29 protein-coding genes are annotated in these 20,812 nt (G+C 73.2%); 17 read left to right on the plus strand and 12 right to left on the minus strand.

Features of this window, described 5'->3' with window-relative positions; all coding sequences use genetic code 11:
- Positions 1-14: 14 nt before the first annotated feature.
- The 4 genes from uppS to ACFMQL_RS36340 all read left to right on the plus strand — a co-directional run bounded on the left by uppS (position 15) and on the right by ACFMQL_RS36340 (position 2,861).
- A complete protein-coding gene (uppS, locus tag ACFMQL_RS36325; protein ID WP_378789326.1) occupies positions 15-737 on the plus strand; it encodes a polyprenyl diphosphate synthase in 723 nt (240 codons plus the stop codon).
- Positions 734-1,132: an oxygenase MpaB family protein gene (locus ACFMQL_RS36330; RefSeq protein WP_378789328.1), complete on the plus strand. Its 399-nt coding sequence runs from the start codon at positions 734-736 to the stop codon at positions 1,130-1,132. The genes uppS and ACFMQL_RS36330 overlap by 4 nt, the downstream gene beginning before the upstream one ends.
- 97 nt (positions 1,133-1,229) lie before the next feature.
- On the plus strand, positions 1,230-2,477 hold the full coding sequence (gene nhaA / locus ACFMQL_RS36335; protein WP_364070753.1) for a Na+/H+ antiporter NhaA: 1,248 nt from the start codon (positions 1,230-1,232) through the stop codon (positions 2,475-2,477).
- 27 nt (positions 2,478-2,504) lie between these two features.
- On the plus strand, positions 2,505-2,861 hold the full coding sequence (locus tag ACFMQL_RS36340) for a metalloregulator ArsR/SmtB family transcription factor (RefSeq protein ID WP_378789330.1): 357 nt from the start codon (positions 2,505-2,507) through the stop codon (positions 2,859-2,861).
- A 100-nt stretch (positions 2,862-2,961) separates the two neighbouring features.
- Here the strand turns inward: ACFMQL_RS36340 and ACFMQL_RS36345 are convergent, their stop codons facing one another.
- Together ACFMQL_RS36345 and ACFMQL_RS36350 are read right to left on the minus strand one after the other, a co-directional pair.
- Positions 2,962-4,239: a pyridoxal phosphate-dependent decarboxylase family protein gene (locus ACFMQL_RS36345; RefSeq protein WP_378789332.1), complete on the minus strand. Its 1,278-nt coding sequence runs from the start codon at positions 4,237-4,239 to the stop codon at positions 2,962-2,964.
- A gap of 96 nt (positions 4,240-4,335) precedes the next feature.
- The gene (locus ACFMQL_RS36350) at positions 4,336-4,710 is read right to left on the minus strand and encodes a VOC family protein (protein WP_364070747.1); all 375 of its coding nucleotides are present in this window, start codon (positions 4,708-4,710) and stop codon (positions 4,336-4,338) included.
- 126 nt (positions 4,711-4,836) lie between these two features.
- Here ACFMQL_RS36350 and chrA point away from each other — a divergent pair, with 126 nt between their 5' ends.
- From chrA to ACFMQL_RS36370, 4 genes are all read left to right on the plus strand, one after another.
- Positions 4,837-5,988 (plus strand): chromate efflux transporter, encoded by a 1,152-nt coding sequence (gene chrA, locus ACFMQL_RS36355; protein ID WP_378789334.1) that lies wholly within the window; start codon positions 4,837-4,839, stop codon positions 5,986-5,988.
- A 36-nt stretch (positions 5,989-6,024) separates the two neighbouring features.
- The gene (locus tag ACFMQL_RS36360; protein WP_378789336.1) at positions 6,025-6,768 is read left to right on the plus strand and encodes a MarR family transcriptional regulator; all 744 of its coding nucleotides are present in this window, start codon (positions 6,025-6,027) and stop codon (positions 6,766-6,768) included.
- 34 nt (positions 6,769-6,802) lie between these two features.
- Positions 6,803-7,159: a MerR family transcriptional regulator gene (locus ACFMQL_RS36365; protein WP_364070740.1), complete on the plus strand. Its 357-nt coding sequence runs from the start codon at positions 6,803-6,805 to the stop codon at positions 7,157-7,159.
- 142 nt (positions 7,160-7,301) lie between these two features.
- Positions 7,302-7,916, plus strand: a complete 615-nt coding sequence (locus ACFMQL_RS36370; RefSeq protein ID WP_364070738.1) for a TetR family transcriptional regulator — start codon at positions 7,302-7,304, stop codon at positions 7,914-7,916.
- A gap of 133 nt (positions 7,917-8,049) precedes the next feature.
- Here ACFMQL_RS36370 and ACFMQL_RS36375 read toward each other — a convergent pair whose 3' ends face one another.
- Genes ACFMQL_RS36375 through ACFMQL_RS36390 form a run of 4 tightly spaced genes read right to left on the minus strand, consistent with a single transcriptional unit; the run spans position 8,050 to position 11,536 of the window.
- On the minus strand, positions 8,050-9,318 hold the full coding sequence (locus tag ACFMQL_RS36375) for a phosphotransferase enzyme family protein (protein WP_378789338.1): 1,269 nt from the start codon (positions 9,316-9,318) through the stop codon (positions 8,050-8,052).
- Between the two features lie 60 nt (positions 9,319-9,378).
- Entirely contained in the window at positions 9,379-9,630 is a 252-nt protein-coding gene (locus ACFMQL_RS36380) for a hypothetical protein (protein ID WP_378789339.1), read from the minus strand.
- 56 nt (positions 9,631-9,686) lie between these two features.
- Positions 9,687-10,346: a response regulator gene (locus tag ACFMQL_RS36385; RefSeq protein ID WP_378789340.1), complete on the minus strand. Its 660-nt coding sequence runs from the start codon at positions 10,344-10,346 to the stop codon at positions 9,687-9,689.
- Positions 10,343-11,536 (minus strand): sensor histidine kinase, encoded by a 1,194-nt coding sequence (locus ACFMQL_RS36390; protein WP_364070729.1) that lies wholly within the window; start codon positions 11,534-11,536, stop codon positions 10,343-10,345. Before ACFMQL_RS36390 ends, ACFMQL_RS36385 begins: the two co-directional genes overlap by 4 nt.
- On the opposite strand from ACFMQL_RS36390, the gene ACFMQL_RS36395 reads away from it, so the two are divergent.
- The 3 genes from ACFMQL_RS36395 to ACFMQL_RS36405 are packed head-to-tail and all read left to right on the plus strand — an operon-like array spanning position 11,535 to position 12,531.
- Positions 11,535-11,705, plus strand: a complete 171-nt coding sequence (locus tag ACFMQL_RS36395) for a hypothetical protein (RefSeq protein WP_364070727.1) — start codon at positions 11,535-11,537, stop codon at positions 11,703-11,705. The genes ACFMQL_RS36390 and ACFMQL_RS36395 overlap by 2 nt on opposite strands.
- A 50-nt stretch (positions 11,706-11,755) precedes the next feature.
- Complete coding sequence (locus tag ACFMQL_RS36400; RefSeq protein WP_364070724.1) at positions 11,756-12,136, plus strand: DUF6223 family protein; 381 nt, start codon at positions 11,756-11,758, stop codon at positions 12,134-12,136.
- Positions 12,137-12,177: 41 nt separating this feature from the next.
- Entirely contained in the window at positions 12,178-12,531 is a 354-nt protein-coding gene (locus ACFMQL_RS36405; RefSeq protein ID WP_364070722.1) for a DUF6223 family protein, read from the plus strand.
- A 71-nt stretch (positions 12,532-12,602) separates the two neighbouring features.
- Here the strand turns inward: ACFMQL_RS36405 and ACFMQL_RS36410 are convergent, their stop codons facing one another.
- Both ACFMQL_RS36410 and ACFMQL_RS36415 read right to left on the minus strand, forming a co-directional pair.
- Positions 12,603-13,187 carry a hypothetical protein gene (locus ACFMQL_RS36410; protein ID WP_364070721.1) on the minus strand — a complete coding sequence of 195 codons (585 nt, stop codon included), beginning with the start codon at positions 13,185-13,187 and terminating at the stop codon, positions 12,603-12,605.
- A complete protein-coding gene (locus tag ACFMQL_RS36415; protein WP_364070719.1) occupies positions 13,184-13,528 on the minus strand; it encodes a helix-turn-helix domain-containing protein in 345 nt (114 codons plus the stop codon). Before ACFMQL_RS36415 ends, ACFMQL_RS36410 begins: the two co-directional genes overlap by 4 nt.
- Before the next feature lie 85 nt (positions 13,529-13,613).
- Here ACFMQL_RS36415 and ACFMQL_RS36420 point away from each other — a divergent pair, with 85 nt between their 5' ends.
- Both ACFMQL_RS36420 and ACFMQL_RS36425 read left to right on the plus strand, forming a co-directional pair.
- The gene (locus tag ACFMQL_RS36420; RefSeq protein ID WP_364070717.1) at positions 13,614-14,798 is read left to right on the plus strand and encodes an MFS transporter; all 1,185 of its coding nucleotides are present in this window, start codon (positions 13,614-13,616) and stop codon (positions 14,796-14,798) included.
- Between the two features lie 14 nt (positions 14,799-14,812).
- Positions 14,813-15,271 carry a hypothetical protein gene (locus ACFMQL_RS36425; RefSeq protein ID WP_364070714.1) on the plus strand — a complete coding sequence of 153 codons (459 nt, stop codon included), beginning with the start codon at positions 14,813-14,815 and terminating at the stop codon, positions 15,269-15,271.
- Between the two features lie 185 nt (positions 15,272-15,456).
- Here ACFMQL_RS36425 and ACFMQL_RS36430 read toward each other — a convergent pair whose 3' ends face one another.
- A complete protein-coding gene (locus ACFMQL_RS36430) occupies positions 15,457-16,542 on the minus strand; it encodes a bifunctional NAD(P)H-dependent oxidoreductase/GNAT family N-acetyltransferase (protein ID WP_364070797.1) in 1,086 nt (361 codons plus the stop codon).
- Positions 16,543-16,579: 37 nt separating this feature from the next.
- Here ACFMQL_RS36430 and ACFMQL_RS36435 point away from each other — a divergent pair, with 37 nt between their 5' ends.
- Entirely contained in the window at positions 16,580-17,044 is a 465-nt protein-coding gene (locus ACFMQL_RS36435) for a MarR family transcriptional regulator (RefSeq protein ID WP_364070712.1), read from the plus strand.
- A 5-nt stretch (positions 17,045-17,049) separates the two neighbouring features.
- Here the strand turns inward: ACFMQL_RS36435 and ACFMQL_RS36440 are convergent, their stop codons facing one another.
- Both ACFMQL_RS36440 and ACFMQL_RS36445 read right to left on the minus strand, forming a co-directional pair.
- Positions 17,050-17,754, minus strand: a complete 705-nt coding sequence (locus tag ACFMQL_RS36440) for a YoaK family protein (protein ID WP_364070710.1) — start codon at positions 17,752-17,754, stop codon at positions 17,050-17,052.
- 79 nt (positions 17,755-17,833) lie between these two features.
- Entirely contained in the window at positions 17,834-18,298 is a 465-nt protein-coding gene (locus ACFMQL_RS36445; RefSeq protein ID WP_364070707.1) for a hypothetical protein, read from the minus strand.
- 141 nt (positions 18,299-18,439) lie between these two features.
- On the opposite strand from ACFMQL_RS36445, the gene ACFMQL_RS36450 reads away from it, so the two are divergent.
- Positions 18,440-18,754 carry a hypothetical protein gene (locus tag ACFMQL_RS36450; RefSeq protein ID WP_364070705.1) on the plus strand — a complete coding sequence of 105 codons (315 nt, stop codon included), beginning with the start codon at positions 18,440-18,442 and terminating at the stop codon, positions 18,752-18,754.
- A gap of 30 nt (positions 18,755-18,784) precedes the next feature.
- Here ACFMQL_RS36450 and ACFMQL_RS36455 read toward each other — a convergent pair whose 3' ends face one another.
- On the minus strand, positions 18,785-19,393 hold the full coding sequence (locus tag ACFMQL_RS36455; RefSeq protein WP_364070703.1) for a helix-turn-helix domain-containing protein: 609 nt from the start codon (positions 19,391-19,393) through the stop codon (positions 18,785-18,787).
- An 84-nt stretch (positions 19,394-19,477) separates the two neighbouring features.
- Between ACFMQL_RS36455 and ACFMQL_RS36460 the strand changes: the two genes are divergently transcribed.
- Together ACFMQL_RS36460 and ACFMQL_RS36465 are read left to right on the plus strand one after the other, a co-directional pair.
- Entirely contained in the window at positions 19,478-19,837 is a 360-nt protein-coding gene (locus tag ACFMQL_RS36460; RefSeq protein WP_378789345.1) for a hypothetical protein, read from the plus strand.
- A gap of 11 nt (positions 19,838-19,848) precedes the next feature.
- Positions 19,849-20,805 (plus strand): GlxA family transcriptional regulator, encoded by a 957-nt coding sequence (locus tag ACFMQL_RS36465; RefSeq protein WP_378789347.1) that lies wholly within the window; start codon positions 19,849-19,851, stop codon positions 20,803-20,805.
- Positions 20,806-20,812 lie beyond the last annotated feature (7 nt).

Below are 20,812 nucleotides of genomic sequence, written 5' to 3' on the forward strand. Positions count from 1 at the left end.
CTATAGGGGTGGTCATGGGTGTGCCGCGTCACGTGGCGTGCGTGATGGATGGGAACGGCCGCTGGGCCGAGCAGCGTTCGCTGCCGCGCACCGCCGGTCACGAGGCCGCCGAGGCGGCCGTGATGGACGTCATCGAGGCGGCCCGCGCCGCCGGTGTCGGCTGGCTCAGCCTGTACGCGTTCTCCACGGAGAACTGGCGGCGGCCCGCCGGTGAGATCGACACGCTGATGCGGCTCGTCCGCCGCGCCATCCGCAAGCACGCGCCGGCGCTGCACGCGCGCGGCATCCGCTGCCGGTTCCTCGGCATGACAGATCCGCGCATCCCGGCCCCGCTGGTGGCCGACATCGCCGACCTGATGACGCTCACCCGCGACAACAGGAGCATGACGCTGACCGTCGCCTTCGACCACGGCGGCCGCCGCGACATCGTGCAGGCAGCCCGTTCGCTGATCAGGTCCGCGACGCCCGCCGACGAGGTCACCGAGGCGAGCTTCGCCGCGCACCTGCCCTACCCCGACACCCCCGACGTCGATCTCGTCATCCGCACCTCCGGCGAGCAGCGCATCTCCAACTTCATGCTCTGGCAGGTGGCCTACGCCGAGTGGGTCTTCCCCCAGGTGCTCTGGCCCGACTTCCGCGCCGCCCACTTCTCCGAGTGCCTCGACGTCTACATGCGCCGCCGGCGCTGCTTCGGCGACGTCCGCCCCGCCACCATGACAGGAAAGGACCCGCGATGAGCCACACCTCCACGCGGCGGGACGCCGACGTCTTCGGCCCAGACTCCCTGCTGCGCCCCCTGGTCCACGAGGCGCGCTGGGGCCTCGCGGTGCTCAGGGCCACCCTGCTGGAGGCCGCCCATCCGCAGATCGGCGCCGCGCTGATGGAGAACTCCACGTTCCTCACCCATCCGTGGCGGCGGCTGCGCAACACCGCGATGAGCGCGCGGCGGCTGGCCGCGTCCGGCCCGCGCCGATCCACCCCGGGCCGCGGCACCGGCCGTGGTCACCGGCTGCCCGGTGCTGCGGCCCGGGTGGATCGGCGCGGGCCGGAGGCGTCTCAGGCTCGCTCGCGCGCGGTGGCCGGGGCAGCGGCCGGTTCACCGGCGGGCGTGCTCGCCCGGGAGCCGACCTGATGTTTACGTTTTGCGCGCTTTGGTAGGTTCTTGGGTGGTGTGCCGGGAAGCCTGGTCGGCGATTGTCCGACCTGTCCCCTGCCACGAGCGGAGTTTCATGCCCGGCACCCCGACCACGTCATCCCGCCCTGCCCGCAAACTGCTCGACCGCAGCACCTGGCCCGAAGCCCGTCGCATCGCCGCCATCCTCCGCAAGGAGACCATCGGCGGCGCGCTGCTGCTGGTGGCCGCCCTCGCGGCGCTCGTCCTGGCCAACTCTCCGTGGGCGCGAACCTACGAGGAGCTGCGCGCGTTCGAGGTGGGCCCCGCCGCGCTGCACCTGCGGCTCGACCTGGCCACCTGGGCCGCCGACGGGCTGCTGGCGATCTTCTTCTTCGTGGCGGGGCTGGAGCTGAAACGCGAGTTCGTCGCGGGCGACCTGCGCGACGCGCGGCGGGCCGCGGTGCCGGTGGCCGCCGCCTTCGGCGGCGTGCTGCTGCCCGCGCTGGTCTACCTGGCGATCGCCGGCGGCGCGGGCGGCGCTCAGGGCTGGGCCATCCCGACCGCCACCGACATCGCGTTCGCGCTCGCGGTGCTGGCCGTGATCGGGCGTTCCCTGCCGGAGGCGCTGCGGACGTTCCTGCTGACGCTGGCCGTGGTGGACGACCTGATCGCCATCGTGGTCATCGCCCTCTTCTACACCTCGCACCTCGCGGTGCTGCCGCTGCTCGCGGCCCTGGTGCCGCTGGCGGTCTTCGCGCTGCTGGTACGGCGCGGGGTGCGGGCCTGGTGGCTGCTGCTGCCGGCGGCGTTCGCCACGTGGGCGCTGGTGCACGCCTCGGGGGTGCACGCCACCGTGGCCGGGGTGCTGCTGGCGCTGACCGTCCCCGTCGCGGCACGTGACGGAGCCGAGGCGACCGGGCCCGCCGAGCATTTCGAGCACCGCTTCCGGCCGATATCGGCGGGCGTCGCCGTGCCGGTCTTCGCGTTCTTCTCCGCCGGGGTGTCGCTCGGCGGGCTCTCCGGGCTCGCGGACACGCTGACCGAGCCGATCGCCCTCGGCATTCTGGCCGGCCTGCTGGTCGGCAAGCCGCTCGGCATCCTGGGCGCGACGTGGCTGGTGTCCCGCTTCACCCGTGCCACGCTGGACGAAGGGCTCGGCTGGATCGACATGGCGGGGCTCGCCGTGCTGTCCGGCATCGGGTTCACCGTGTCGCTGCTGATCGGGGAGCTGGCCTTCGGCGCGGCCGGGGCCGAGCAGGTGAAGGTCGCGGTGCTGACCGGGTCGCTGGCGGCTGCGGTGGTGGCCATGGTGATCCTGCGGTTGCGGGCCCGCGTTCACGCCGCCGCGTCTCCTATCATTTAGACCGTCATCGAAACAGAGGGGGGAGCCATGACCGCGTGCTGCGCGCCCATCACCCGCGAGCCGATCTCGGAGGGTGCGGCCGCCGAGGCCGCGGTCCTGCTCAAGGCCGTCGCCGACCCCGTACGGCTGCGTCTGCTGTCGATGATCGGCTGCCATCCGGGCGGCGAGGCGTGCGTGTGCGATCTCACCGGCGCCTTCGATCTGACAGCGCCGACGATCTCGCACCACCTCAAGGTGCTGCGCACCGCCGGGCTCATCGATGGTGAGCGGCGCGGCACCTGGGTCTACTACCGGATCGTGCCCGAGACGGTGAGCAAGCTGGGGGCGCTGTTCACTCCGCTGGCCGAAGCCGCTCAAGCACGAACGGAAGCCGCCCCGGCCTGAGCCAGGCCGGCCCCGCTTGAGCCGGGTCCCCGTCCTGGCGCGAGGTCGCCTCCGCCCGAGCTGATACCTGCTCGGGCCCAGTCCGCTCACGTCCGAGCGGTCAGCCCGCCGCGCGTTCCAGGGCCTTGGCCACGCGGTCCACGTCGGCCTCGGTCGTCCGCCAGTTGGAGAACGCCGCCCGCAGCGCGGGGACGCCCGCGTACTCGGTGGTGGTGAGCAGCGCCTCGCCGGTTTCGGCGACCGCGCGCGCCACCTCCGCGATGTGCTCCGGGGCGGAGGCGAGCGTGAAGCAGACGACGTTCAGCCGGACCGGGGCGAGCAGCCGGTAGGCGGGCATGGCGGCCAGCCGTTCGCCGAGCCGGGCGGCGAGCGCGATGTCCCGCCGGACGATCTCCGCGTGCCCCTCCCGCCCGTACGCGGCCAGCGTGAACCAGGCGGGCAGCGCCCGCAGCCGGCGGGAGTTCTCCGGCGTCAGGTGCAGGTAGTCGGGCCGGTCGCCGAGCGGGCCGAGGTAGGCGGCGGAGTTCCGAAAAACGCGCGCCTGCAGGTCGCGGCGGCGGGTGAACTGCACCGCGCTGTCGTAGGGGACGTTCAGCCACTTGTGCAGGTCGAGGCAGATCGAGTCGGCCGCGCCCAGCCCGTCGACCAGGTGGGCGTGCTCGGGCGAGAGCGCCGCGAACGCGCCGAACGCGGCGTCCACGTGGAGCCAGAACGGATACCGCTCCCGCAGCGCGGCGACCGCCCGCAGGTCGTCGAAGTCGGCGGTGTTGACCGTGCCGGCGTTGGCGACCACGATGGCGGGCTCGCCGTCCAGCTCGCGCAGCGCCGCTTCAAGCCGTTCGACGTCCACCGCCTCCCTGCCGGGCAGCGCGCCGACCCGCCGCAGCGCCGACCTGCCGAGCCCGAGCACCGACAGCGCCTTGCCGACGCTGGAGTGCGGCGTGCCGGACAGCACCCGCACCGGACCGAGCGCGGCCAGGCCCTGCTCGGCGGGCAACCCGAGCAGGTCGCGCAGCCAGGTGACGGTCTCGCGTTCGAGGTCGGCGGCCGAGGAGTCGCCGCCGCTCGCCGCGTTCTGGTCGTAGGCGCTGGTCAGCCAGTCGCCGGCGAGCGCGGCGGGCGTGCTGCCGCCGGTGACGAAGCCCAGGTAGCGGGGGCCGGGGCTGGCCGAGAGGCCGGGCTCCCAGCGGCGTTCGAACGCCTCCAGCGCGCCCCGAGTCCCCTGACCGCGCTCGGGCAGCGGGACGGGCTCGCGCGGCGCAGGCGGCGGCCCGACCGGCCGCTCCCCCACCCCTGCCAGGAACCGGGCGGCGCGCTCGCGCGCCTCGTGCAGCAGGACGGGCAGGTCGGCGAGATCGTCACTCAGTCGCTGGTCCATGAGGACAGCGTAAGGACGCGACCGCGACGGCGATCGGGAGGGCGGTCGGGCAGGCCGAAGCGGGGCGGAGGGCCGACGGACCGGCGAGGCGGCGGGTCAGCGGGGCTCGAACAGCTCGACGAGGTTGCCCGACGGGTCGGCGAGCAGGATCTGCCGCCCGCCGGGACCCGAGACGACCTCACTGCGGAACGGCACGCCGCCCTCGCGCAGCCGCTTGATCTCGGCGTCGAGGTCGTCACAGACGAGGTGGATGCGGTTGCGGCCCGCCGGGGTGCCTTCCGGGGTGGCGCGGGCGCCGGAGCTGGACGGCCCGGACAGCAGGAGCCGCAGCGGCCCGCGTACGACGTCGGCGAACGCGGGCACGACCGCGATGCGGACGGTGAAGCCGAGATGGGTCGTGTAGAAGTCGACGGCCGCCTGGACGTCGTCGACGAGGTAGCGGACGCCGGCGTACTGCTCGGGTGCGGCCATGACGGTGCCTCCTGACGAGGGTCCGACGCGGTGGGGCGGCGCCCGGCCGGGGCCGCCGGTTGAGACAGTACATCAATCTGGTTTGATGTACTAGCAAGCGCCGATGCAAGGGAAGGACGGGCAGGGGTGGACGAGCACTCCGGCGGGGACCGGACGGGGCGGGCCGGGGAGGTGGCCCTGCTCTTCCTGAAGCTGGGCACGATCGCCTTCGGCGGCCCGGCCGCGCACACCGCGATGATGCGCGATGAGCTCGTACGCCGCCGCGGCTGGGTGACCGACGAGCGCTTCGCCGACCTCATGGGCGCCACCAACCTGATCCCCGGCCCCAACTCCACCGAGCTGGCCATCCATCTGGGCCACGACCGGGCGGGCAGGCGTGGCCTGATCCTGGCGGGGGCGTGCTTCATCCTGCCCGCCGCGCTCATCGTCACCGCGCTGGCCTGGGCGTACGTCACCTACGGCGGCACCCCGGCGGTCGAGGGCATCCTGTACGGCGTCGTCCCCGTGGTGATCGCCATCATCGCCCACGCCCTGTTCGGCCTGCTGAAGACCGTGATCAAGTCCTGGTGGCTGGGTGCGGTGTCGGTCGCGGCGCTGGCGGCGTACCTGCTGGGCGTCAACGAGCTGCTGATCCTCGCGGCCGGCGCGCTGCTGGCCGCCGCCGCGCACCTGCCGCGCTCGCGCGAGGGCCTGCAGGGGCTGCTCGCCGCGCCCGTGCTCGCGCTCGGCGGCGCGCCCACGTTCCCCGACCCGACCGGAGGCCAGCTCGCCCAGCTCTTCCTCACCATGCTGAAGATCGGCTCGGTGCTGTACGGCAGCGGCTACGTTCTGCTGGCCTTCCTGCAGGGCGACTTCGTCGAGCGGCTCGGCTGGATCACCTCGCAGCAGCTCACCGACGCCGTCTCGGTCGGCCAGGTGACGCCGGGTCCGGTCTTCACCACGGCCACGTTCGTCGGCTACCTCGTCGCCGGGCCTGGCGCGTTCCTCGCGACCGTGGCGATCTTCCTGCCGTCGTTCGTCTTCGTCGGCCTGCTCACCAGGATCACGAGCAGGCTGCGCGCATCACGGTGGACGTCCGCGCTGCTCGACGGCGTCAACGCCACCGCGCTGGCGCTCATGGCCGGGGTGTCCTACGAGCTCGCGCGCACCGCGCTCATCGACCTGCCGACCGCCGCCATCGCGTTGATCAGTCTGGTGCTGCTGTGGCGTACCCGGCTGAACAACGCCTGGCTCATCGCGGGCGGCGCCGCGATCGGCCTGGCGCACTCCCTTCTCTGACTGATCGAATCATTTTGATGTATGTTGAGACATACGATGAGTGACACTCCCCCGCCGCCGGACTTCCTGCGCCTGACCGGCCACCCGGTGCGGTGGCGGCTGCTGAGCGAGCTGGCGCGCGGCGACCGGCAGGTCCGCGAGCTGACGGCGCTGGTCGGCCAGACGCAGGGCCTGACGTCGTACCATCTCGGCCGGCTGCGCGCGGGCGGGCTGGTGACCATGCGGCGCAGCTCGGCCGACAAGCGCGACACGTACTACAGCCTCGACCTCGCCGCCTGCCGCGACCTGCTCGTACGGGCCGGGGCGGCGCTGCACCCGGGCCTGCGCATGATCCCGGCCGCGCCGCCCCCGCCGCCGGACGGCTCGGCCGCGCCGCCGCCCGTCCGGGTGCTGTTCCTGTGCACCGGCAACAGCTCCAGGTCGCAGATGGCCGAGGCGATCCTGCGCCATCTCGGCGGCCCACGGGTCGAGGTCGCCAGCGCGGGCAGCGCGCCCAAGCCGCTGCACCCCGACGCCGTCCGCGTCATGCACGAACGCGGGCTCGACATGACCGGCCACCGCCCCAAGCACCTCGACGAGCTCGCCGGCCGCTTCGACCGGGTGATCACCCTGTGCGACCGGGTGCGCGAGGTGTGCCCCGAGTTCCCGGGGGCCCCGGAGGTGACGCACTGGAGCCTGCCGGACCCGGCCGGCGAGGGCGGTCATGCGGCGTTCGTCCGTACGGCCGACGAGCTCACCACCCGCATCCGGTTCCTGCTGCACACCTTCTCCGCCGTTTGACGTGGAGTGCACTCCAACACCTAGCGTTCGTCCCATGAGCGACGGACATGCACTCAAGCAGGAGCCGCCGGCCCTCACGATCACCCAGGTCGCCGCACGTACCGGCCTCTCCGCCGACACACTGCGCTATTACGAACGGGCCGGGCTGATCGAACGGGTCGCGCGCACTCCCCACGGCCATCGCAGCTACGCGGCCTCCGACCTCGGCTGGCTGGAGTTCCTGATCCGGCTGCGCGAGACCGGCATGTCCATCAGCCGTATGCAGCAGTACGCCCGGCTGCGCAGCAGCGACGCCAGCGCCACCTGCTGCGGCGAGGCGCCGAGGCGGGCGGCGACGTCGCTCAGCGTCCGCAGCGGGGTGAAGCCGCCGAGCGGGAAGAACGCGGCGTAGGCGGTGATGCCCAGCTCGACCACCTCGCGCGGCACGACGATGGCCGCGTCGGGCTCCTTGGGCGAGCAGAAGACGCCCGGGCCGGCCGGCTGGCGCTCACGACGTAAATCAAAAGTTAGTTACTTGCGCTAGAGTGATCCGCATGGCCACGAACGCCTCGCGATCTTCACGCCCCCGCGACAGCGCCGCCACCAAGGAGCTGCTGCTCGCCGCGGCCACCACCGAGTTCGCCGAGCACGGCCTGGCCGGCGCCCGCATCGACCGTATCGCCGAGCGGGCCGGCGCCAACAAACGCCTGCTGTACGTCTACTTCGGCGACAAGGAGCAGCTGTTCGACGCCGTGCTGCGGCGCCAGATCGGCGAGCTGGCCCGCGAGACGCCGCTCATCGACGGCGACCTCGTCGCGTACGCCGGCGCCCGATTCGACTACATGCTCGCCCACCCGCAGACCGCCAGGCTCGCCGCCTGGCGCCGCTTCGAGCAGGGCGAGCCCGGCGAGGCCGAGATCGAGGGCTACCGCGCAAAGGTGGAGGCGGTCGCCGCCGCGCAGCGCGAGGGCCGCATCGACGACCGCCTGCCCGCGGTGGACCTGTTCGCCATGGTGCTGCGCCTGACCGAGAGCTGGCTCGACGCCCCACCCGCGCTGGCGGCGGTCGCGGGCGACGATCCCCGCTCGGCCGGACGGCTCCGCGAGCATCGCGCCGCGCTCCTCGAAGCCGTCCGCCGCATCACCGCGCCACGCCCGAAGAACGCCTGACCGCACGGCGTCTTCAGGACGCGTCACGTCCCGGCCTGAAGGACGCTTGACACCGCCGCGTTCCAGAGCCGCCTGCAGCCCCGCGTCTCAGAGACGGCCGGCGCCCCGTGCCCCGGGAACGCCTGAGCGCTGGTCAGGGGCTGAGGCGGTGGAACAGCTCGACGCGGATGCGGTGATATTCCAGGTCCTCCTCGTCGTGCCGCACGCCCGCCTGGACGGCCTTGTGGAAGTAGGCGTACTCCCTGCGGAGCTTGTGCCGTACGAGCTGGGCCGGCGCCTCCTCATCCAGCGGCCGCGCCGTGCCGCCCGCCTCGTGGTAGGCGGCCACGAACTCCCTGCTCGGCCCGGCCACGTCGTCGCCCCACTCCAGAGCGGCGGCGCCCAGCTCCAGCTCGGGGGCGCCGACGAACGCCTCGTCCCAGTCCAGCACCGCCACGAGCCGGCCGTCCCTGGCCAGGGTGTTGCCGGTGTAGTAGTCGCCGTGCAGGGGGTGGCGGGTGGGGTGGCGGGCGCGGAAGCCGGCGAGCCAGCGGTCCAGGTCGGGGTCGCGCAGCTCGGCGGCGTCCCGGGGCGGGTCGCCGTACAGGCCGGACTCCTGGAAGGCGGGCACCGGGCGCGGGCCGGGACGTACGTCGGCCAGGGCTCTGTGCAGCCTGGCGAGCAGGCGGGCCCCGGCGTCGCGCTGGGCGGGGACGTCGGCGTCCGGCCATTCGCCCTCGACGTACGGCCGGCACGAGATCGGGCGGCCCGCCACGACGATGACCGTCGTCCCCTCGGAGGTCGGCAGCGGCGCGACGGCCTCGGGGAGCCCGGCGGCGGCGTGGCGGGCGATCGCGTGGCACCATTCCAGCTCGGCGGCGGCGCGCCCGGCCGGGCCGATGCGGATGACGTGCCCGTCGAGGCGGTAGGCCGCCGACTCCTCCCCGCCGTGCAGCCGCTCGCCATCGCCTGTGACGCCCCAGGTCCGCTCGACGGCCTCGCGGATCTCCCGGGTCAGGGGCGTCTTGACGTGGCTCGCCCGGTCGATCGGGTCGGTCGGAAAGATCGCGACCAGCAGAATACCGACCGCCCACGCCACCAGCAGCGCGATCCCGGCACGTGACTGACCGCCGCCGGCCGGCAACCTGGCACCGGCACGCCGGCGACCGGCGCCGGCCTGCGGCGCAGTACTGGTACGCGACCGGCCGGTTCCGGCCAGGAGTGCGGCCAGCGCGAGCGAACCCAGCCCCCAGGCCGCGCATCCCACGGTGAACGGCCACCCGCCAGAGCCGAGCACGTGCTCGCTGACCGTCACGCTGACCGGATCCAGCTCCGGCTGCAGTCCGTGAAGCGTTAGAGCGGCGGCGAGAAAGGCGAGGGTGCCGACGGCGCTGAGCAGAGCCAGCGCCCGGGACCCGATCATCGGCGAGCCACCCGGGCGCGGGACCCGATCATCGGCGAGCCACCCGGGCGCGGGACCGGATCATCGGCGGGCCGACCGGATGTGGCGGGCGAAGCGCTGGTGGGCGGCCTGCCTGCTGACGCCGAAGGCGGCGCCGACGTCCGTCCACGACGCCTGCGCCGTGATGCAGGCCGCCGCGACGGCGCGCTGTGCGGCGTCGCGCGCGAGGGCTTCGGCCTGCGCCGCGGCCCGCATCGCCGCGATGGGGTCGTCGCGGATCAGCTCGTCCAAGGTGTCGCGCAACGTTCGAAGCGCTCGATCCAAGTCGCTCATGGTGTCAAGGATCCTTGACACACCATGCACGCCTGTCAAGGATCCTTGACAGGTGCTTACGGGCTGACCAGGCCGGTCTGGTAGGCGATCACGACGAGCTGCGCGCGATCGCGGGCGCCCAGCTTGGTCATCGCCCGGCTGACGTGCGTACGCGCGGTGGCCGGGCTGAGGAACAGCCGGGCGCCGATCTCCTGGTTGCTCAGCCCCTCCCCCACCAGCGCCAGCACCTCGCGCTCGCGCTCGGTCAGCACCGCCAGCCGGTCCTCGGCGGCCTTGGCGGCGGCCCGGCTCGCGGCGAAGTGGCCGATGAGGCGGCGCGTGATGCGCGGCGCGAGCAGCGCCTCCCCCGCGGCGATCACCCGGATGGCGTGCAGCAGCTCGGCCGGTCCGGCGTCCTTGAGCAGGAAGCCGCTGGCCCCGGCCTGCAGGGCGTCGAAGACGTACTCGTCGGTGTCGTACGTGGTGAGGATGAGCACGCGGACCTCTTCCAGCCCGCGCGTCCCGGCGATCTCGGCGGTGGCCTGGATGCCGTCCACCTTGGGCATGCGGATGTCCATGAGCACGACGTCGGGACGGGTGGCGCGGGCACGTTCGACGGCCTCCGCACCGTTGGTGGCCTCCCCCACCACCGTGATGTCGTCCTCGAGGTCGAGCAGGACCTTGAACCCGGACCGTACGAGGCCCTCGTCGTCGGCGATCAGCACCTTGATGGTCACAGGCGCGCTCCCGTCGGCGCGAGCGGCAGCCGTGCTCTGACCTCGAACCCGCCGCCCGGCCTCGGACCGGCGTCGAACTCCCCGCCGAGCAGCAGGCAGCGCTCGCGCATGCCGATGATCCCGCGACCGGGCTCGGAGTACGCCTCCTGGACGGGAGCCTCACGGCGGCCCTCGTCGGTCACGCGGATCTCCAACGCGTCCGGCCCGGAACGCAGCGCCACCGTCACCCGGGTGGGGCCGACGTGGCGGACCACGTTCGTGATCGACTCCTGGACGATCCGGTACGCGGCGCCGCCGACCGCGCTGGGCAGCGGCGCGACCGGCGGGTCCTCCTCGATCGTGATGTCCAGCCCGGCGTCACGGGCCTTGGCCGCCAGCTCGCCGATCTGGTCAAGCCCCGGGTACGGCACCCGCCCCTCCTCGTCGTCGCCGCGCAGCACGCCGAGGATGGCCCGCATCTCGTGCAGCGCGCGGGAGCTGGTCTGTTCGATGGTGCGCAGCGCCTCGCGCGCCACGTCGGGCCGCTTGTCGAGGACGTGCGCGGTCACCCCTGACTGGACGTTGATGATGGCTATGGCGTGCGCGACGGTGTCGTGGACCTCGCGGGCGATCCGCAGCCGTTCGGCGTCGACGCGCGCCCTGGCCTCCTCTTCGCGGGTGCGTTCGGCCAGCTCGGCGCGGCGCTGGGCCTCGGCGGCGATGACCTGCCTGGTCCGTACGGACTCGCCGAGCGCGACGCTCATCACCGACGCGCCGATCCTGAAGTACACCCAGCCGATCGCCGCGCGCGGCTCGATGTCGGCCGCGGCGACCAGCCAGCAGGCGGAGAGCACGGCCATGCCTCCACCGGCGATCAGCAGCGAGCGGCGTCCGTCGCCGTAAGCGGCGACCGTGTAGAGGGCGATGAAGAGCCCGAGCCAGCCGGACCCGTCGGGGTAGCCGAGGACGTAGTACGCCGCACTGGCGAGCGCGGCCACGGCGAACACCGGCACCGGCCAGCGGCGGCGCACGGCGACGGCCAGGCCGCTCACGATGAGCAGGGCGTACGCGAGGCCGTCGAGCGGGCGCTGCACGACCTCGCCGGCGTTGCGCACGATCGTGCCCTGGACCTGCATGACGGCGATGAAGAGCGCGAGCAACGCGTCCTGCACCGCAACCGGCAGGCGCAGCGACGGCACGCGGTGTTCCATGCCGAGATCCTACGATCGCCGCAGGCAGGACCGCCTCAGCCCGCAGTCCCGGCCCGTCTACGTCGGCGGGCGTACCGAGGGAGCGGATGTGTACGCGCGATTGCGTACCGGCCGCCGTCCGCTGCCCGAGGCGGCGGCCCCCTCATCGGCGCGACGCTCGATCACGTGAAGCCCGCAGAACGCTCGCGGGCACCCGCCACCCGACCGAAAGGACGTCCGATGTCCCTCCTGCTCGCACTCGCATCGCCGGTCTGTACGTCGCCCGCGGAATGCGCGGGCCAGGGGATCGACACCTTCATCGGCACTCCCGCGCGCGTCTGGGCGAGCGTGGCCGCCCTGGTGGCGCTGGCCGGCGCGATCACCGGCTGGCTGGCACTGCGCTCCGCCCGCCGTCCCGGCACCGGTGGCAGAAGGCTGTCCGTCGCGGCCCTGACGCTGGGGCTGATCGGCGGGGTCAACGGCGCGGTGAAGCTGGCCGTCGCCGATGGCGGTCTCGGCACCGGTAACGGCGTTTTCGGGGCGGCCGTGGCCCTCGCGCTCGGCCTGGCCGGCGCCTTCCTCGGCGGCCTGGCTCGGAACCGGGCCGCCGCGTCGAGCTGAGCGGCTGATCACAACGAACCCGATCGACCGAAAGGATCACCATGTTCATTTCGCACGCGCTGAGCGCAGCCGCCGCGCAGGTTCTGGCCCAGCCTGTCGGTGCGTACGACCTGACCACCGGTCGCCTCTGGTCGGTGGTGGGCGGGGTGCTGGGCGTTGCCGGCATCGTCATCGGGGGCCTGGCCCTCGTCCGTTCCACGAGGAGGGGTGCCATCGTCGCCCTGGCCGCGGGGCTGGGTGCCGCGGTCATCGGCGGGCTGGTCGTGGCCGCCGCCGAGGGCGGTCCCGGCACCGGGTACGGCATCGTCGGCGGCTTCGTGGACCTGGTGGTCGGCCCGATCGCCATGCTTCTCGGCGGTCTCGCGCTGGCCCGGTCGCGCCGCCGCGCCTCCTGAACTCGTGCCGTCGGGTTCGGCCCGATCCCGACGCCGCGCCTCCTGAACTCGCGCCGGCGCGTCCTCTGAGCTCAACCCGCCGGGATCGGTGCGGTGACCAGCGCGGCCGACCAGAAGTACACCTTGGGCTCCCCGAGCCCCGAGGCGGTGAGCCATTGCGCGGCCCTGCGCGCCTGCTGCTCGTCGAGGATCAGCCCGCCGGAGCCGGGCCGGATGCGGGTGGCTCGGGCGACGTCGGTGACGAGGCCGCCGATGCAGGTCCAGGAGTGCCAGATCCCGCCGCCGTAGCCGACCGGCTCGAACCCCAGCCGCCGCTCGCCGGGGCCGGGGAACGGCTCGCGCCGCTCCAGCCGTTCCGGGAGGGTGTCGCCCGCCGCCTTCGCGCCGTCGGCCATGTCGGCCAGCAGCTCGGGCAGGTCGGCGGCGGCGAACCCGACCCCGAGCACGTGCCATCCGGGACCCGCCCGCCGCCTGGCGCTCTCGGCCTCCTCCGGGTCGGCGAACCAGTGGTCCCAGCCTGCGGAGTCCGAGGCCACCAGCTCCACCATGCAGTCGCTCAGCGACACCAGCCGGGGCACGGTGAGCCCGGCATCCCACCAGTCCTGCCGCTCCGCGCGGGCGGCGACCCGGTAGCCGGCGCGGACGTACCCGGTCACCAGGTCGCGAGGATGGCGCGGCCCTGCGGAACGGCGATGTCGAGCAGGCCGGGGAAGCGGGCGTCGAGGTCGTCGCGGCGCAGGCTGTTGAGCCTGCGGGTGCCCTCGTCCCGCTGCCGGATCACGCCGGCCTCGCGCAGCACCTTGAAGTGGCCGCTCTGGGTGGACTTGCTGACCGGCAGCGCGAACGTCGTACACGCCAGCTCTCCGTCGGGCCACACGTCGGCGAGCCGGGCGACGATGGCCAGCCGCACCGGGTCGCTCAGGGCGGCGAGCACGGTGGTGAACTCCAGGTCGGCGCGGTCGGGGTGGACGAGTGCGGTGGCGGTCCTGCTGGCCATGGGTCCAGCCTACCAACCATGTTCAGGATTCATGAACATGTGTTATGTTCGGCGAACCCGAACATAACCTGTCACTGGAGGACCCATGTCCGTGGATCGCCGTGCCCGCTGGAAGTTCTGGGGCACCGCGTACGCGATGCTGGTCCTGCTGACCGGCACGAATCTGCCCACGCCGCTGTATCGCGGCTATGAGGAGCGCTTCGGCTTCTCGCCGCTGGTGGTGACGCTGATCTTCGCCGTGTACGCCGCCGTGCTGATCCCGTCCCTGCTGGTGGCCGGGCCGCTGGCGGACACCGTGGGCCGCCGCACGGTGCTCCTGCCGGCGGTGGGCGTGGCGGCGCTGGGGTCGCTGGCGTTCGCGCTGGCCGAGAGCACCGCGTGGCTGTTCGCCGCCCGCGTTTTGCAGGGCATCGCGCTCGGCACGGCGTCGGGGGCGCTGACCGCCGTGCTCGCCGAGCTCGAACCCACCGGCGACCGCCGCAGGGCCGCGCTGGTGTCCACCGTGGCCGCCGCAGCCGGGCTCGGGCTCGGGCCCGTGCTGGCGGGGCTGCTGGCCGAGTACGCCCCGGCCCCGCACGTCCTGCCGTACGTGCTGGAGATCGCGCTGCTGGTCCCCGCGGCGGCCGTGATCCTGGCGCTGCCCAAGGCGGAGGCGACGAGCCGCTGGCGGCCCCGCCGCCCGGAGGTGCCCGCCGAGGTCCGGCCGGTGTTCGCGACCAGCGGGACGGCGGCCTTCCTCGCCTTCGCCGTGGTCGGCCTCTTCCTCTCGCTCGTCCCCGCGTACGTCGCGACGCTCTCGGGCAGCCGCAACCTGTTCCTGAGCGGCGCGGCCGTCGCGCTGATGCTGCTGTGCTCCGCGCTCGCCCAGCTCGCCGGGTACGGCAGGCCGGCCCGGCGCCTGGAGCGGGCCGGACTTCCGCTCCTGGCCGCCGGGCTCGTCCTGCTGGCGCTGGCCGGGGCCGTCTCGTCGCCGCCCCTGCTGCTGGCCGCCACCGTGGTCGGCGGCGTCGGGCAGGGCCTGGTGTTCCTCGGCGGCCTCACCGCCGTCAGCCAGGCCGCCCCGCGCGACCGGCACGCCGAGGTGCTGTCCGGCTTCTACGTGGTCGTCTACCTCGGTGTCGGGCTGCCGGTGATCGGCGTCGGCCTGCTCGCCACGGTCACCGGCCTGCTCGCGGCCGTGCAGTGGTTCGCCGCCGCCGTCGCCCTGCTCTGCCTGGTGCTGCCGGCCGCGCTGGCCCGCGTACAGCGCCGCCGCCCGATCCCCGCCTGACTCGAAGGAACGCCATGGACACCACAGCACTGGAAGCCGCCTACACCGACCTGATCGCCGCCGCGCGGGCGATCGGCGAGCCGACACCCGAGGCCGACTGGACGCTGAGCCACATAGCGCTGAGCGACCGCATGCTCGCCACCGCCGCCCGCCGGCTGCACGCGAACCTGCCCGTCACGATCGACAACCGCCCCGCCATGGACGCGAACGCGATCGCCGCGCTCATCGCCTCCACCACGCACGCCGAGCGCATCGACCTCGTCCGCCGCCACGGAGCCGACCTCGTGGCCGCGATCGGCGAACTGCCGGAAGCCGCCGCCACCGTTGCCGTGCGCCTGCGCCTGGTCACGCGGGGCGGCGAGCCGGTGCCGGACCAGGACCTGACCTGGGGCGACCTGGTACGGCTCCGGGCGCGCGATCACCTTCCCGGGCACGCCGCCCGGCTCAGCGGAAGCAGCACGAGGTCCTGCTGATCGAGGCGCCGGCACCTCTTCTGGCCTTCTCCACGCAGGCTGAAACACGTCATTCGTAGCCCCCTCTGCCGTGATTCGTCGGTTGTGGCGATGAACGCAAGGAACGTTACGGATGACCGGTATGTTTTCGGTATGTTCTGCAGCCACTCCGGGCCGGCAGCCTCGAACATCGGTGTCGCGGCAGGTCAGCTCGCCATCGCCGGCTCGTCACCGGCATACGCGGAAACGGCTTTGGCCAGGACCGTCGAAAGACCGTCCGACGACTCCACCCGGTAGCCCTGGGCCTGGTAGAGGCGGAGGTTGCGGGCGCTGCGCGCGCCGGTGGACAGCACGATGCGGCGGCAGCCCGGCTCGGCGGCGGACTCGGCCTCGTGCAGGAGGTGGCGTCCTGCGCCCTGGCCGCGCAGGTCGGGGACGACGGCGAGGCGGCCCACGTGCCAGTCGTCGCCGACGCGGCGCGTCCGCACCATGCCGAGCAGCCGGCCGTCCCGCCACAGGCCGAGCGCCTGCCAGGCCGCCAGCCAGGCGCGTACGTCCTCCAGCGACTCCCCCAGGGCCGTGATGTCCAGGGTGTCGTTGGCCAGCGCCTCATCCACCCAGCAGCAGCGCTGCAACACCAGGACGTCCGGGGCGTCGTCCGGGGTCAGCGGCCTGACGTACGCGCCGGGCAGCGGCGCGGGCACGGCATCGGGGCGCAGGCGCTCGCGCATCGGCCGCAGGGCGTGGGCCAGGCGGACCAGCTCGTCCAGCATCCCGGCGGCGGCCCGATCGCGGGCGGGGTCCGGGCGCAGGCTCCCGCCCTCGACGGCGTCCCCGATGCGCAGGGCGACCGTCGCGCCCAGCGGCACCAGCCGCAGCGTGGTGACGACCTGCTTGGCGTGCTGGACCGACCGGGTGCCGGCCGAGGTGTTGCCGTAGCTGACGAAGCCCATCGGCTTCCACGCCCACTCCCTGCTCAGGTAGTCGAGGGCGTTCTTGAACGCGGCCGGCATGCCGTAGTTGTACTCGGGGGTGACCGCGATGAAGCCGTCGGCGGCGTCCACCATGGCGCTCCACCGCCGGGTGTGCTCGTTGCGGTAGCGGCCGCCGGCGGGCGGCTCCTCTTCGTCGAGGAACGGCAGGTCAAGGTCGCTCAGGGCGACGGGTACGAGCTCGGCGCCGAGCTGCGCCGCCCGTTCGGCGAGGGCGCCGGTCAGCCACCGGGTCACGACCGGGCCAAGTGCGCCGGGACGGGTGCTGCACGTGATCACGAGAATCCGCAGGGAAGTCATTGACACGTAAACGAACGCTAGCTGCTATCTTGTTTACATGTCAACGAAACGGTCCGGCGAGACGGTGCGCTGGCTCGACACCGACGAGGAGCGCGCCTGGCGCGCCCTGCGCCGCATGATGATCGCGATCCAGTCACGCACCGCGGCGGACCTGGCCGCGATCGGCCTGTCCGACCCCGACTACGAGGTGCTCAGCACACTGTCGGAACGGCCGGGCCACTCCGCGACGCTGCGCGATCAGGCCGCCAAGATGGGCTGGTCGCGCAGCCGCCTCTCACGGCACGCCACCCGCATGGAGGAGCGCGGCCTGGTACGCCGCGAGCCCGATCCCGACGACGGCCGCGGCTGCTTTCTCGTGCTCACCGAGCACGGCCTGCGCACGCTCGAGGACGCCGCCCCCGCCCACCTGGAGTCGGTGCGCCGCCACGTGATCGACCGGCTCTCCCGCGAGGACCTGGCCGCGCTGGAGGCCATCGCCCGCAAGCTGGAAGAACCCGCCTGAAGCCGCTACCGCTGCACCGGGCGCGGCATGAGGTCGCGGGCCACGTACGCGATGAGGGCGAGCAGGACGAAGTCCGCCGCCAGCGGCGCGGCCATGCCGGCGGCCAGGTAGAGCCCGGTGCCCACGAGCGCGCCGGCGAACAGGGCGGCGACCGCGCACGCCCGGCGCCGCCACGCGTGCTCGGCCTTCTCCGACACCAGCCGGGTGACGATGCTCGTGACGACCGTGATGTTGACCAGGTCGGGCACCGCCATGCGGAGCGCGACGGCGTTCTGCATGCCCATGCCGTAGCCGAGCAGCACGATCAGCGCCGCCTGCGGGCCGGGGCCCCGCTCACCTGTCAGCAGGACCACGGCCAGCGCCGCCGCCACCAGGATCGCGTGCGTGGCCGTGAGGTGGAACAACCGGCGCCGGGGTTCTGCGATCTTTCTGGCCACGCGGCCCTCGCTCCACGCCCCGGCGGCGAAGGCCGCCAGGGCCAGCAGGTGCGCCCAGAGCTGGTGCCGGGGCGAGCCGGAGATCGCGAAGCCGGAGAAGACGACGTTGCCGGTCATGTTGGCGACGAAGACGTGGTTCAGGCCGAGGAAGGTGACGGCGTCGACGAGGCCGGAGGAGACCATCAGCATGACGAGCAGCGCCGGCAGGGGGCCGTGCTTGTTCGTGCCATGCGGGAACAGCGCATCGGAGAACCAGTGCGCCGGCCTGTTCACGGTCGACCTCCCAGACGTTTCACCCGATGCCGACTACTCGTACCCGGACGGGCGGGCATTCATCCGGAAACGTCAGGTCTTAAGGGGCCTCGCCCAGCTGCTCGGCGAGCCGTTCCAGACCGCCCCTGATGAGACGGCCATAGTCGTCGTCGGCGAGTACGCCGATCTCCTCCCGCGCCCGCCGCAGGTGCTCGCGGGCACTGCCGAGATCGCCCAGCTTGCGGTAGCACTCGGCCAGGTTGAGGTGCAGCGACGGATACAGGCCCGCCACCGAGAGCGGCACGCCCGCCTCGGCCACCCGCTCATCGGTGATCCGATCGGCCGCCGCCAGCGCCCGCAGGTCCCAGGTCAGCTCTTCGCGTACATCGTCCTGCACGTCGGCCATGGAGTGGGCGAGCACGCACACGTGCAGCGGGTCGCCCCGCTCGCCGCCGATGTCATCCCAGATGCGGGCGAACAGCTCGCGGGCGGCCTCCCGCTGCCCGCGCTGGTGGTGCAGCTCCACACCCTCGCCGATGCGTGCCATCGTCGGGTCGGGGTACATCGGCGGCTCCCTCGCCTCGGCTCCCGGTGCACCCGTACTCAACAGTGAGATCCGGCTTGACGCAACCGGGCTTCCTACAATGGGACGTGTCAGGCAGCATCCTCCGGTTGGAGCACGTACGGGGTGACGAGGAGGTGTCTGATGAACGCTTCCGTTCTCAACGCCGCTCTCAACACCGCCGATGCCGGCGAGACCTTGCCGGAAGAACGCTCGCGGCCCGAGCCGTCGCCGGGCCCGCAGGTGGTGGCGCTGCTGTCTCCCACGCCGGTTCCCGGGACGCCGCCCGGCTCGTTCCTGCCGGGCGTCCAGGCCACCGGTGCGCAGAGCCGTGACGGGCGCGTCGTGGCGATCACACGGCTGGCGAACGCGGCGCCGGGCAGGCCGGACGGTGAGGTCGACACCCGTCCGCTGCGTCCCATCTGGGAGCCGGACGACACCGAGTGGCCGGAGCCATGAGACCGGCCCGATGAGCGGGAGGGCGTCGCGTCAGCCGCCCGCCGCGGCGGCGTCGCCGGTGGCGGTGTAGACCTCCAGCAGCCGTTCGACCCCGTGCAGGAACGTCTCGCTGACCAGCTCGGGGTCGAACAGGCAGCCGGCCGCCATCGCGCCGTCGCGCAGCATCACGTAGTGGCGCGCGGCGGGCTCGGCACCGTCGTGGCGGATCTGAGCGAGCAGGTCCGTGATCGTGTCGAGGAACCACTGGCGGTGGGCGATCACGGCCTTGCGCACCGGCGACTCGGGGTCGGGATATTCGGCGGCGGCGTTGAGGAAAGCGCAGCCGCGGAAGCCCTGCGACTGGATGCCCTCGGCGATGGAACGGCTGATGGCAAGGATCGCCTCGGCGGGCGGCAGCCCGGCCGCCTGGGCCTCCTCGGCCGGGGCCCGCATGGCCTTGTCGACCCCGCTCAGGTAGGCGAGGACCAGCTCCTCCTTGCCGGGGAAGTGCCGGTAGAGGGTGGCACGGGTGACCTGCGCCTCGTTGACGATGCGATCGATGCCGACGGCGTGGATGCCCTCCCCGTAGAAGAGCCGGGTGGCCGTTTCGAGGAGCCGGGACCGCGCTTCGGACGGCCGGCCTTCGGTGTCGGTACGCATGCTGCCATCCTAGTGGATCGACCGTTCTGTCTTGGCGGCCGATTTCCGCTGGCGGCCGGGCGATCCTCATGGTTGAGTGATCGCGTGACCACCTTAGGTAGACGGGCGCGCCCGCTGATCCCGGCCGCCACCCTCCTGCTGGCGGCCGCGTGCGCCGGCGACGAGCCTCACACGCTCACCCTCGACCTCCAAGGCGAAGGAACGTACTCTCTCACATACGTGATCAACGGCAAGTCCACGACCGAACCCCAGGTGACGCTCCCCTGGCGCAAGGACATCACGCTCGACGCGCCCGGCAAGGACACCTGGCGCCTGACCGTCAAGCGTCTGACCGACGGCTCCATGACAGCGGTTGCCTATGTCGACGGCCGCGCGACCTCGATGAGTTCGAGCGCCGGTTCGGGCGGCGGCGGCAGCAGCGAGCTCAGCGGCTCCATCGGCTGACGGCCTCCCCCATGAGCGATGTCGTCTTCGCCGTGTCGGACGGCGTGCTGCTGCTCGATGTCGCCGGGCCCGTCCAGGTGTTCGGCAGCGCCGGGGGCTACCGGGTGCGGCTGGCCTCGGTGGACGGACGGCCCGTCCGCACCGACGTCGGCATCTCGCTCAGCGTCGACCTCGCGCTCGGCGCGCTGGACGGCGACGTGGACACCCTGGTCGTGCCGGGATACCCCCGGGACGAGTTCGCCCGCGTGCCGCCCGAGCTGGTGGACGCCGTACGACGGGTGGCGGCCCGCGCGCGGCGGGTGGTCTCCGTGTGCACAGGAGCGTTCGTCCTCGCGCGGGCGGGGCTGCTCGACGGGCGGCGGGCCACGACCCACTGGCTGGCCTGCGCGGCGCTGGCGGAGGCGTTTCCCCAGGTACGCGTGGAACCCGACGCCATCTACGTACGGGACGGCCCGATCGTCACGTCCGCCGGGGTGACCGCCGGGATCGACGTCGCGCTCGCGCTCGTCGGCGAGGACCGGGGCGAGGACCGGGCGCGCGCGGTCGCGAAGTACCTGGTCGTGTTCCTGCAGCGGCCCGGCGGCCAGTCGCAGTTCCGCGCCCGCGACGCCATGGCCGGTCCGCGCAGCGCGACCCTGCGCCGCGCGCTGGACCTCGTGGCCGCTGATCCGGCCGGTGACCACCGCCTCCCGACGATGGCGGCCAAGCTCGCGGTGAGCGAGCGCCAGCTGAGCCGGCTCTTCCGGCGCGAGCTCGCGATGACGTGCGGCCAGTTCGTCGAACGCGTCCGGGTCGAGGCCGCACAGGCACTCCTGGAGTCCGGCGACGACCCGGTGCCCGCCGTCGCGCGGGCCTGCGGGTTCGGCTCGGATGAGACGATGCGGCGGGCGTTCCTGCGCGTTCTCGGCGTCTCGCCGTCCGCCTACCGGCACCGCTTCCGGCTCGCCGGCCGGCGGAACGCGCCCTGACCGGTCC

It is taken from the genome of Nonomuraea fastidiosa (assembly GCF_042751225.1).
GTDB lineage: Bacteria > Actinomycetota > Actinomycetes > Streptosporangiales > Streptosporangiaceae > Nonomuraea > Nonomuraea fastidiosa.